Raw genomic sequence first — 10,961 nt, 5'->3', positions numbered from 1 at the left:
GTCGGGGCCCTACTCTCGTCATCAAATCAGGTCTCGCTCGTGGCTGTAGACGAAAGTGACACCGCCGGTGGCGAAGTTGGGCACATCGGCGACCGCCGCCTGCCCCTGCGGGCTGGCGAGGACCGCCTCGAGCTCGGCGCGCGAATCGGCGTAGAGGCCCACGACCAGGTAATAGGGCGAAGGCTGGCTGGGGTCGGCGCTCTCGCCGTGCCCGATGGTCCATTTCTTCAGACCGGTCATCTCCCGGGCGATCGGGATGTGGGTGTTCCAGTAGTACTCGTCGAATGCTGCCGGATCCTGCGGATGTCCGTAGAGGATCGAGAGTCGGTACATCGCACCGAGGCTACGGGGCGGTTCGGCTCAGTGGGCGTGGATGTGGGAGATGCCCATCGGGGAGGTCGGGGGCGGGACGTCGCCGATCGGGGCGCGGAATTCCTGGAGGGCGGCGAGGACGTCGACGTGGCGCGCGGCGTAGCAGCGGACCCGGGGCAGGGCGTGGGCGACCTCGCTGCGTTCGAGGGGTTCGGCGTCGATGTAGCCGACCTGGCCCAGGCCCACGCCGAGGGTTTCGGCGATGCGGGCGATGGCGGCGGACTTGCGGCCCCAGCCGACCTCGACGGCGGCGAAGCGGTCGGCGACACCGTGGCGGCGCAGCTGCTCGACCGTCCAGGCCCATTCACCGCGAGAGGCGACCGCGTGCATCACCCCGCGCTCGTTGAGGATGCGCAGTGAGCGCGCGGCTTCGGCGCGCAGCGCTCCGGCGGTGGAGTCGCACACCACCCCATCCCAGAGGGTGTTGTCGCACTCCCACACAAGCAGTTTCACGTTCGCGGCATTCATCGTTCCCCTACCAGTCAGCAACCATCCGGTACCAAGGGTGCCGGACGGTCCCCTCTTTCACGAACCGCCCCGCGCGTGACATCGTAGGGGCTGTCTGGGCCAATACACCAGCGCGGGCAAAACCGGAGCACCGAAGTGCGGTTCTGCCCTGCGTGTTCCGAGTGTGCGCGATTATCGCTGGTAGTTTCGGATCCGGGCCGGACGAATCGAACGAAAGGGGCGTATGCCCATGCGGCGGCGCTGGAAACTCGCGGGTGGCCCGCCCGTGCTCGCGCTGGCACTGGTACTGACCGGTTGCGGCGCGGCCGAGGACTCGCCGCCGGTGGTGGTCAGTTCGCTGGGGCCGGTCGCGGCGACCGTCGCACCCGCGCAACCGGCGCCCACGGCGGCGACGAGCGCCGCGGCCAGCTCGAGCCCGGTGACGCCGACGGTGGACCCGATGGCCGATCAGGCGCTCATCGATCACACCGAGTGGACCGACGAGATCGACGGGCGCCGGCTGAAGATCTTCCCCACCCGCGCCGGGCGCACCGACCTGTTCCCGGCGGCCGGGGATCGCGCCTGGGGCGAGGTGCTGGCGCTGGCTCCCGACGCGGACTCCCCCGGCATGTACGACCAGTTCCGATGCCACTGGGAGTGGGCGCGCGCGGTCGCGCCGGACAAGACCAGCTGGAACATCGAGCCGTGGCGGCCCGCGGTCGGGTACGACGCGACGGTGTCGGCGCTGTGCAACCCGGGCGGTCCCGAACGCTGAGCGGTTGTTCGATGCGGTAACGAAACCGGTTGCCCGCCAGAACCTTCCAGCCGATCGCCAAATGTGCGTATCGTTGGTGACGTCCAGCGCTCACTCCTGGGAGGGAGGGCAATGGTGCGCGCCTCGGCACCCGAGACCTCTACGCCCACGCCGCCCGCTGCCGCCCGGGGACCGGCGTACCCCGGCGTGCGCGCGCTGTTCCCGGCGCTGACCGAGGCCGCCGAGGTCTACCTCGATTCCGCCTCCACCACCCAGAAACCACGGCCGGTGATCGAGGCGGTGCACCGCTATCACCGCGAACGCACCGCCAATGCCGGACGCGGCACCTATCCGTGGGCCGGCGCGCTGACCGCCGAGGTGGCCGCCGTGCGCGCGGCGATGGCCGAATTCATCGGGGCCGCACCGGATGAGGTGGTGTTCACCGGCGGCGCCACCGCCGGGCTGAACGCGGTGGCGCTGTCGTGGGGGCTGGCGAATCTGCGCGACGGCGACGAGATCCTCTACAGCCCACGCGATCACGCCTCCAACGTGTACCCGTGGCAGCATCTGCGCGGCCTGCTGGCCCGGTTCGGGCGGCGTGTCGAACTGGTGCCCTACCGGGTGAACGCGCTGGGCGAGGCCGATGTCGAGGACGTGGCGGCGCGGATCACCCCGCGCACGCGGTTGATCACCGTGGCACATCTGCACCACGTGTTCGGCGGGCTGACCACCCTGGAGGAGTTGGCCGGGCGCATCGATCCGCGGATCGCGCTGTGTTTCGACTGCAGCCAGTCCGGCGGGCATCTGCCGGTGAACATGGCGGAGCTGAACGCCGATTTCGCGGTGTTCGCCGCGCACAAGATGTTCGGAGCGCCGGGGACGGGCGTGCTCTATTGCCACCGCCGCCGACACAGTGAACTGGTGCCGTTTCTACCGGGTGGCAATTCGGGAGTGTCACTGGACGATTCGGGCCTGGTGGGCGGTGCGATGCCGCAGCTGTTGGAGGGCGGCACCCATAACCTGCCCGGGATCCTCGCCCTCGGCGCGGCCCTCGGGGTGCTGGGCGAGCTGGGCCTCGACGCGATCACCGCCCACAATCGGGCGCTCACGCAGCGGTTGATCGCGGGCCTGCGCCCGATCACCGGCGTCGAGTTCACACCGGGCCCCGCGTACGCGCCGTGTGAAACCGGGTACGGGATCGTGTCTTTCACCGTCGCCGGGATCAGCGCCACCGACCTGGGGTTCGTGCTCAGCGAACTGAGCTTCCTGGTCCGCACCGGCGCCCACTGCGTCCCCACCGGCGGTGCGGCGGCCGACGAGGATTCGGTGCGGGTGAGCACGCACGTCTACACCACCGTCGACGAGATCGACCGGTTCACCGAGTGTGTCGCCACGATTGCCGAGGAGGTCTCGTGACCAAGTCAGGCCCCGAACCCCGCTACGACCGCCGCGCCGCCTCCCGGGTGCTGGCCGGACTGGCCCGGCCCGGACTGGGCGCGGCCCCGGTGGCGCCGCCCCCGCGCCGCGTCGAATACACCTGCACGCCGCTGGCTTCGGAGTCCGGCTCGCATCTGACACTGTCGCAGCGGCTGTATCTGGAACGGTTCATGCGCCCGTGCCGCGCCGACCAGGTGACCAGCGCGACCCACCGCATCACCTGGACCGACAGCGACGGCATCCCCAATACCGGGCATTTCCGCACCGGCGGGCTGGGCCCGATCGTGCCGATCGCCATGCGCGAGACGGTGCTGACGCTGTGGCACGCCCTCGACGCCGATCCCGCACTGGCCCAGCGCATGACCAAGCTCGGCCCGCGCGAACAGGCGGTGCTCGACGGCACCACCACCGATCATGAGCCGCACGAGATCTTCCGAGTGGGCATCGAGGCGGCGGGACGGGCACTGGCCCAGCACGCGCTGCTGGCGCGCGAGACGCCCTATCGCACCCCCGCCGAGTTCGCGGTGGGCATGCGCGATTCGGGCATCTACGCCGCCGTGGCGACGCGCTGGTTCTGGGAGTTACAGGCCTCGAGCTACCGGCGCGGCATGATCGCGGTCACCTTGACCACCCAACCCGATGGGACCGTGCGGTATTCGGCGGAGACGGTGGCGACGCTGCGCGCCATGAAGGACATGACCATCGAGGACGCGCACCGGGTCATGCGCCGCGCCACCCAGGCCGAGGGATTGAGCGTCGCCGAGGCGATCGCCAAGTATCACGATGAGCTGGATCTGATCTCGCGCCAGTACGCGCTGCTGCCACCGGGCACCCGCCCGGCGTGTCTGGCCGCCATGCCGCATCAGCTCGACGGCGCGCACTACAGCATTCTGCCGCTGGTCGTCGACCGGTTCACCGAGGTGTTCACCCATATCGTGGACGGGATCACGGTGGCCGAGGTGGCGGCCGAAACCGGGTCGGAGACCGGTGAACTGGCCGCCGAGGACCAGGTGTTCTATGTCCCGGACATGACGTGCAAGCACTGCGTGCGCACCATCGGCGGGGTGCTGGACGCGATGGGCATCGGGGTCGGCGACATCGATCTGGTCAGCAAGCGGGTGGTCGCGGAGTTCCGCAGTCCCCGCAACCGGCATCGCGCCTTCGAGGCACTGCGCGACAGCGGCTACAACCCGACCCTGGTCACGCCCGCACCCGCGACCAGCGAAACCGCCGTATGACGGCTGCGGCGCCGCCGGGGTTGCCGGCGAAGATGCATGCGCTGGTGTCGGAATTCCTGGCCACGCCGGGCGCGGTTCAGGACGTGGTCGCCAAGTTCGGATCACCGGCGCACCTGGTGTTTCCGCAGGTGTTCACGCAGAACCTGGACCGCTTGCGGACGGTACTGGCGGCGCGGACCACGGGTTTCCGGATCTGCTACGCGCACAAGGTGAATCAGTCGCGCGCGTTCGTGGCCGCCGCGCACGCGGCGGGCATCGGCATCGATGTGGCCTCGGAGGCGGAGCTGCTGGGGGCGTTGAAGGCGGGGTTCGAGCCCGAACGCGTCGAAGTCACCGGCCCCAAGGGTGAGGGGCTGCTGCGCGCACTGGTCGGCACCGGGGTGACGATCAATGTCGACAATCTGTGGGAGCTGGAACGCATTGCGGCACTGGCGGATATCCCCGTGCCTGTTTTGGTGCGAATGTGCGGATTCCCGGGGACGCCGGTGAGCCGGTTCGGGGTGCCGTCGACCGAGAGCGACCAGCTCCTGCGGATGTTGTCGACCCGGCGGGATCGGATCGAGTTCCGCGGGTTCGCCTTTCACCTGGATTCGGGCGAACCGGCCGAACGGGTACGGGCGGTGGAGAGCTGCCTGGAGTTGACCGAGCGGGCCTACGGGTACGGCTTGACGCCGACGGTGCTGAATATCGGGGGCGGCTTCCGGCAGGTGTTCACCGCCGACGCGGGCGCATTCGATGCATACGTGCACGCGCTGCGCGAATCGCTGGTGGGTCGTGGCGAGCAGATGGCCTGGGGCGCCAACACTTTCGGTTTCCACGTCGAGGACGGCGCAGTGCACGGGACACCAGTTTTTCACAAATACGCCAACATTGTGGATGCCGACCGCATGCTCGCCGATCTCCTGGATACGGGCCTGGAATCGCAGGGCGGCCGCAGTTTTGCACAGGTGGCTGGGGAGAACCTCCTCGACATCTGGCTGGAGCCGGGCAAGGCGCTGGCCGACCACGCCGGAATCACCGTGGCGCGGGTGGAATTCGTGAAGCGGACCGCCGACGGGTCGACCCTGGTCAATCTGGATCTGAGCCGCGACACCGTCACCCCGGCCGATCAGGAGGTGATGGTCGACCCGATCCTCATCCCCGCCCGAACCGCCGCTGACGGGCCGGATTCCGTCCCAGGCGACCCGAATCCCGGTGCGATGGGCGTGTTCCTGGCCGGGCGGCTGTGCCTGGAACGGGATCTGATCACCAACCACAAGGTGTGGCTACCGCGGTATCCACAATCGGGGGATTTCGTGGTGTTCCCCAATACCGCCGCCTACCACATGGATCTGTCGGCCGCGCGGGCCTCGATGCATCCGGTGCCGCCGAAAGTGGCGGTGTCGCGCGAATCCGGGAAGTTCCGGGTATCCCGCGACGTTGATTGGCACGAGGTGCACTGATGCGCTACGACCACATCACCGAGCTGATCGGCAATACCCCACTGCTGCGGCTGGATCCGGCCGTGCACGGCCTCGCACGTGTGGAGCTCTACGCGAAGCTCGAGTTCTACAACCCGTTCGGGTCGGTGAAGGATCGGGTGGCGTGGGGCATGATCCGCGACGACCTCGACGAGATCATCGCCGGGAAGCAGACGTTGATCGAGGCGTCGAGCGGCAATACCGCCAAGGCGTTGCGGGTGCTGGCGGCCTTGCACGGGATCGGGTTACGGGCGGTCACCAATCGGATCAAGGTCGCCGAGGTGCGAGACCTGTTGCAGCTGTTGGGGACCGATATCGAAGAATTGCCGGGTTTGTCGGAATGCCCGGATCCGACGGCCCCCAACGACGTGTACTCGGTCATCGAATCGACCATGGCCCGCGCACCCGGGGCCTGGTATCACCCTTCGCAGTACACGAGCGAGAAGAACATCGAGGCCCACCATCACGGAACCGGGCGCGAGATCCACGAGGACCTGGCGCGCGACGGCATCACCCGCGTCGACTATCTGATCGGCGGGCTCGGCACCACCGGGTCCACCCGCGGCACGGCGACCTTTCTGCGCAAACACAATCCGGAGTTGACGACCGTCGCGGTGGTCTCCGAACGCGGCGACTTCATTCCCGGTATCCGCTCGGAGACCGAGATGTGGGACGTGGGCCTGTTCCAGCCCGACTTCTACGACCGCATCATGGCGGTGGAGGCCGGGCGCGCGGTCGACGCCACGCTGAGGCTGGCCACCGGCCACGGGGTGCTCGCCGGGCCGACGAGCGGGGCGACCTATGCCGCGGCGCTGGAGTTCCTGGGGTCGGTGGAACCGCCCTCGGCACAGGCGGATCCGCTGGTCGCGGTGATCATCGTGTGCGATCGGCTCGAGCCGTACCTGTCCTACATCCGCAAGCGCCGCCCGGAACTGTTCGGCAAGCCCGGGCGCGCCCCGGCACCGGACGCGGCCGAACTCGCCGCCACCCCGGTCCTGTCCCCCGACGAGCTCGAGCAGCTCGATCGCACCGCCCGCCCGACCATCGTCGACACCCGTGGCGCGATGGCCTATCGGATCGCCCATGTGCCGGGCGCGTTGAACATCCGCGACGATCAGCTCGACGACATGCTCGTCCAGGGTGTTCCGTTCTCGCGGTCGCGGCCGGTGGTCTTCGTCTGCCCGGTCGGTGAGGTGTCGCTGCGGTTCGCGGCGCTGGCCCGCCGGGCCGGGTACGACGCGCACAGTCTGGCGGGCGGCATCACGGCCTGGCGCGACGCGGGCAAACCGATGGAATCCGCACCTCGGCACCGTTGACGCCAATGTGGCGGAGCCCCAGTGATTTCGGCTGTGGCGACACAGCCCGGGCGATAGGATTGCTGTGCTGCCGTATATGCACGGAACGAGGGGCGCTCGTGCTCGAACAGTTCTCGCAGTTCTTCTCCCCACTGTGGACCCCGTTCTCCAATCGGGTGCTCGCACCGCTGCTGAAGCGCGTACCGGCGTGGGTGCTGGCCGTGATCGTGGTGGCGGTGGCCGCCACGGTGATCGTCACGCCGTTGATCGTCAATGTCGTCGGTGATCGCACCCAGTCCTCGACCGCGCCGAGCGTGCCCGCGTCCACGTCGATCGGCGGGCTGGATCTCGCGCAGTACTGCGTCTCCTACGGGTACGGCCAGGTCGACGGCCAGTCGTGTGAGGCGGTCATCGATTTGGGCAAGGCGTGCGACTGGCAGTACAAGCAGACCGGTCTGCATATGTCCTTCTCGATGAACGACCCCTACAGCGGCATGTGCTTCACCGCCGAACAGGTGACCAAGGGCGGCATCCGGGATATGCCCGGCTACTGCAAGGCGACGTACCCGACGAGCAACGAGGTGCGACCGGCCGTGATCGACAAGACCACCTGGGTGTGCCAGGCCCCGATCGACATGCAGATCGCGTGCATTTGGCAGTACCAATCGCCGAAGGTGGAGGCCCGCAAGGACGGCGAGACCTGGATCTGCGTCAAACAGACGCCCTGATCCGGCGCGCGAATTCCGTTGAGCACCACCGCCACCGGGCCCCGCCCGCGAACCCGGCGGGAACGGTGAGCTGCTGGACTCTGCACTTCCGGCTTCGGGGCGCTATGGTGCCTGGGGTCGAATTCAACAGTGTTGCCAGGAGTTTCACCATCAGTATCGAGCGCGCCGCGGGTCCGGACACCGACCTGCGCATCACCCTCACCGTCTGTCATGCCGCCACCGTGCTGTGTTTCTCGGCGGGTGTCGTCTCCATCCTGGTCGGCTCCTACACCGGCGCCGGTCCGATGCTCAATATGGTCGGCGTGGTGCTGTGGGTGGTGGCGCTGGCCGCGCGCATCGGAGTCTTCGCGATCACCCGGTCACGCTCGGGCCACGCCGACTGACCCTTCGGCGGTGCCGCTGCCGGAATCGGACACCGCGACTGGCACGATGATCACGTGGAGTGGGCGTTCGGACTCGTGGTGCTGGTGTCGGTCGCGGTCGCGCTGGCGGCCGGTGCGCGCCGGCTGGGGTTGGGTGAGCCGTTCGTGCTCACCGTGGCCGGGGTAATCGCGTCGTATCTGCCGTTCGTGCCCGAGTTCGACATCGAGCCCGAACTGGTGTTGCTGGGGTTGCTGCCGCCGCTGCTGTACACGACGGCGATCCGCACCTCGCTGGTGGATTTCCGGCCGAAGAAGACCTCGATCACGCTGCTGTCGGTGGGGTTGGTGTTGTTCACCGCGTTCGCGGTGGGCGCGGTGGTGTATTGGCTGCTGCCGGTGCCGTTCTCCGCGGCGGTGGCGATCGGCGCGATCGTGGCCCCGCCGGACGCGGTCGCGGCGACCGCGGTGGCGCGGCGGGTGGGGATGCCGCGCCGGATCGTGACCCTGCTCGAGGGCGAGTCGCTGTTCAATGACGCGACCGCGCTGGTGACCCTGCGGACCGCGGTCGCGGCCATGGCGGGCAGTGTGACGCTGTGGCAGGCGGGCGCGAGTTTCATCGGCGCGGCCGGCGGCGGCGCGCTGATCGGCGTGGCCGCGGCGATGATCTTGGCGTTCCTGCGCCGCCGGATCACCGATCCAGTGCTGGACACCAGCGTGTCGCTGCTGGCGCCGTGGATCGCGTATCTGCCCGCGGAGTCGGTGCACGCCTCGGGCGTGATCGCGGTGGTGACCTGCGGTCTGATTCTGGGTCACGGTGCGCCGCACTGGCAGAGCGCGGCCTCGCGCATCGCCGAGCACACCAATTGGCGCACCATCGCGTTCATTCTCGAGTCCGCGGTGTTCCTGCTGATCGGATTGCAGGTGCGCCACATCGTGGAGGCCGCCTGGCACAGCGACCTGCCGCATTCGACGCTGCTGTGGACGTGCGCGGCGGTGCTGGTGACGGTGATCGTGGTGCGGCCGGTGTGGGTGTTCCCGGCGACCTACGCGGCCTGGCAGATCGAGGGGCGGCGGCAGGGGAAACCCAAGCCGGAGTGGACCGGACCGGCCGTGGTGGCGTGGGCCGGTATGCGCGGAGTGGTGACGCTGGCGGCGGCGCTGCTGCTGCCCGCCGACACCCCGGAACTGGACACACTGCGGCTGCTGGCGGTCGTGGTGGTGGGCGGAACGCTGCTGCTGCAAGGACTCTCGCTGCCGTGGCTGGTGCGGATGCTGCGCCTGCGCGGACCCAGCCGGGCCGAGGACCTGTTGCAGGAGGCGAATCTGCTGCAACAGGCGACGACGGCGGGATTGAAGGCGCTCGAGGAGAACATCGCCCCCGAGACGCCGCCGGATGTGGTGGACTCGCTGCGCAATCGGGTGGTGGTGCGGGCGCAGTCGGCGTGGGAGCTGTTGGGGCGCTCCGAATCCCAGCGGGTCACCCCCAGCGGCGAGTATCGGCGGCTGCGGCTGGCCATGCTGGCGGCCGAGCGGGAGACGGTGTTGCGGATCCGCGATGCGGGGCAGGTGGATCAGGAGGTGCTGCAGGCGGTGATGGCCGCCCTCGACATCGAGGAGTCCACCATCGACCGGGTCGCCGAGGCCGAGGACGACGACGGGCTGGTTTTGCGGGCGCCGATGCCGCCGGGCGCGTGCGAGCACCTGCGGGAGGCGCCGTGCGTGCGGGTGCCCGACACCCCGGACGCCTGCGGGGAATGCCTCGACGAGGGTCTGGTGTGGGTGCATTTGCGGATGTGCCTGGAGTGCGGGCATGTGGCGTGCTGCGACTCCTCGCCGGGCAATCACGCGACCAAGCATTTCGACAGCACCGGGCATCCGGTGATCCGCAGTGTGGAGCCGGGTGAGTCGTGGCGCTGGTGCTATCTGGACGAGCTGCTGGGCTGACCTACCCCCGCTTGACCGCCGCTGGGCGCAGCGCCTTCGACGAGCACATCGCGGCATTGCGCGAGATCGTGGTGGGCGCAACGGCGCCTGGCGAGCCGCTCGGGCAGACGGGCGCGGTTGGTCAGGTGCGGGCCGGGCGGCGGGCGGGCTGTTCGCCGTGCGCGGGGCGGCGCTGCTGGGGCGGTTCGGGGCGCGCCTGGCGGCGCAGGGGCTCCTCGGCGCGGGCCGGCCGGCGCGGCGGTTCCTCGGTCCGCGGCTGGCGGCGTGTCGGTTGCTCGGCCGCGCGCCATCGGTGATGCTCGGCGAGTTCGTAGTGCTCGGCCTCGGGATGCTCGGGCCCGCCGTTGCGGTCGGCCATGGCGCGCGCCGACCACCGGATGGCGTAGGCGACCCAGAAGCACGGCAATGAGGCGGCCAGGAAAATCGCTCCCGCGGCGAGCAATCCGGAGCCGACGCCGAGTACCAGCAACTCCCAGCGCGGGTAGCAGGTGGCGGTGCCGGTGCAGTCGCCGTAGGTCCGTCGGCCGTACTCCCAGGCGAACAGGCCCACGCCCGAGCCGACGGTCGATGCGAGCAGGAAGTTGGCGATGTACCAGCAGCGCACCAGTTTTCGGGCGAAGATGAGCGCGCCGAGCTGTCCGGAACCGAGGTTGTCCGCGATGTCGTCCCCGACGCCCAGATGTCGGCCCCAGCCCGACGGCTCGATGGGCTCGGCTACCTCGGAGTTACTGGCATACCGGCTTGCGGTCATCCTGCGCGATCCTTCTGCTCCTCGAACAGTCCACCGGCACAGGTTGATTCGCAATGCCTACCCGAACTGAATCCGAACTGGGTCGATCATTGCAGCGTCCCGGCATTCGCGCCGTCCTTGTGGCGGAATCGGCGCTTATGAGACGGCGTCGCCGGGCCGGGATCGGGGTCGGC

Annotated in this window: 11 protein-coding genes; 8 read left to right on the top strand and 3 right to left on the bottom strand. The window is 69.2% G+C overall.

Going from position 1 to position 10,961, the window contains the following annotated elements; genetic code table 11:
- Nucleotides 1–21 precede the first annotated feature (21 nt).
- Both ACFV4K_RS31560 and ACFV4K_RS31555 read right to left on the bottom strand, forming a co-directional pair.
- Nucleotides 22–333 (bottom strand): EthD family reductase, encoded by a 312-nt coding sequence (locus tag ACFV4K_RS31560; RefSeq protein ID WP_357276786.1) that lies wholly within the window; start codon nucleotides 331–333, stop codon nucleotides 22–24.
- Between the two features lie 27 nt (nucleotides 334–360).
- The gene (locus ACFV4K_RS31555) at nucleotides 361–825 is read right to left on the bottom strand and encodes a hypothetical protein (protein WP_379279864.1); all 465 of its coding nucleotides are present in this window, start codon (nucleotides 823–825) and stop codon (nucleotides 361–363) included.
- Between the two features lie 238 nt (nucleotides 826–1,063).
- On the opposite strand from ACFV4K_RS31555, the gene ACFV4K_RS31550 reads away from it, so the two are divergent.
- The 8 genes from ACFV4K_RS31550 to ACFV4K_RS31515 all read left to right on the top strand — a co-directional run bounded on the left by ACFV4K_RS31550 (nucleotide 1,064) and on the right by ACFV4K_RS31515 (nucleotide 10,037).
- Complete coding sequence (locus tag ACFV4K_RS31550; protein ID WP_379279863.1) at nucleotides 1,064–1,594, top strand: DUF2599 domain-containing protein; 531 nt, start codon at nucleotides 1,064–1,066, stop codon at nucleotides 1,592–1,594.
- A 111-nt stretch (nucleotides 1,595–1,705) separates the two neighbouring features.
- Complete coding sequence (locus tag ACFV4K_RS31545; protein ID WP_379279861.1) at nucleotides 1,706–2,989, top strand: aminotransferase class V-fold PLP-dependent enzyme; 1,284 nt, start codon at nucleotides 1,706–1,708, stop codon at nucleotides 2,987–2,989.
- Entirely contained in the window at nucleotides 2,986–4,248 is a 1,263-nt protein-coding gene (locus tag ACFV4K_RS31540) for a heavy-metal-associated domain-containing protein (RefSeq protein ID WP_379279860.1), read from the top strand. Before ACFV4K_RS31545 ends, ACFV4K_RS31540 begins: the two co-directional genes overlap by 4 nt.
- Before the next feature lie 32 nt (nucleotides 4,249–4,280).
- Entirely contained in the window at nucleotides 4,281–5,690 is a 1,410-nt protein-coding gene (locus ACFV4K_RS31535; protein ID WP_379279858.1) for a decarboxylase, read from the top strand.
- Complete coding sequence (locus ACFV4K_RS31530; protein WP_379279857.1) at nucleotides 5,690–7,024, top strand: pyridoxal-phosphate dependent enzyme; 1,335 nt, start codon at nucleotides 5,690–5,692, stop codon at nucleotides 7,022–7,024. The genes ACFV4K_RS31535 and ACFV4K_RS31530 overlap by 1 nt, the downstream gene beginning before the upstream one ends.
- A gap of 98 nt (nucleotides 7,025–7,122) precedes the next feature.
- Nucleotides 7,123–7,731, top strand: coding sequence for a hypothetical protein (locus ACFV4K_RS31525; RefSeq protein ID WP_379279855.1), 609 nt, complete (start codon nucleotides 7,123–7,125; stop codon nucleotides 7,729–7,731).
- A 107-nt stretch (nucleotides 7,732–7,838) separates the two neighbouring features.
- On the top strand, nucleotides 7,839–8,114 hold the full coding sequence (locus tag ACFV4K_RS31520; RefSeq protein WP_357276802.1) for a hypothetical protein: 276 nt from the start codon (nucleotides 7,839–7,841) through the stop codon (nucleotides 8,112–8,114).
- A 54-nt stretch (nucleotides 8,115–8,168) separates the two neighbouring features.
- Entirely contained in the window at nucleotides 8,169–10,037 is a 1,869-nt protein-coding gene (locus ACFV4K_RS31515) for a Na+/H+ antiporter (protein WP_379279853.1), read from the top strand.
- 121 nt (nucleotides 10,038–10,158) lie between these two features.
- Here the strand turns inward: ACFV4K_RS31515 and ACFV4K_RS31510 are convergent, their stop codons facing one another.
- Nucleotides 10,159–10,788 (bottom strand): hypothetical protein, encoded by a 630-nt coding sequence (locus ACFV4K_RS31510; RefSeq protein WP_379279851.1) that lies wholly within the window; start codon nucleotides 10,786–10,788, stop codon nucleotides 10,159–10,161.
- Nucleotides 10,789–10,961: the final 173 nt, after the last annotated feature.

The sequence above is a fragment of the Nocardia sp. NPDC059764 genome (assembly GCF_042732555.1).
Classification (GTDB): Bacteria; Actinomycetota; Actinomycetes; order Mycobacteriales; family Mycobacteriaceae; genus Nocardia.
The sequence above is the reverse complement of the archived record's forward strand: the minus strand, read 5'-3'. Positions and strand labels throughout refer to the sequence as shown.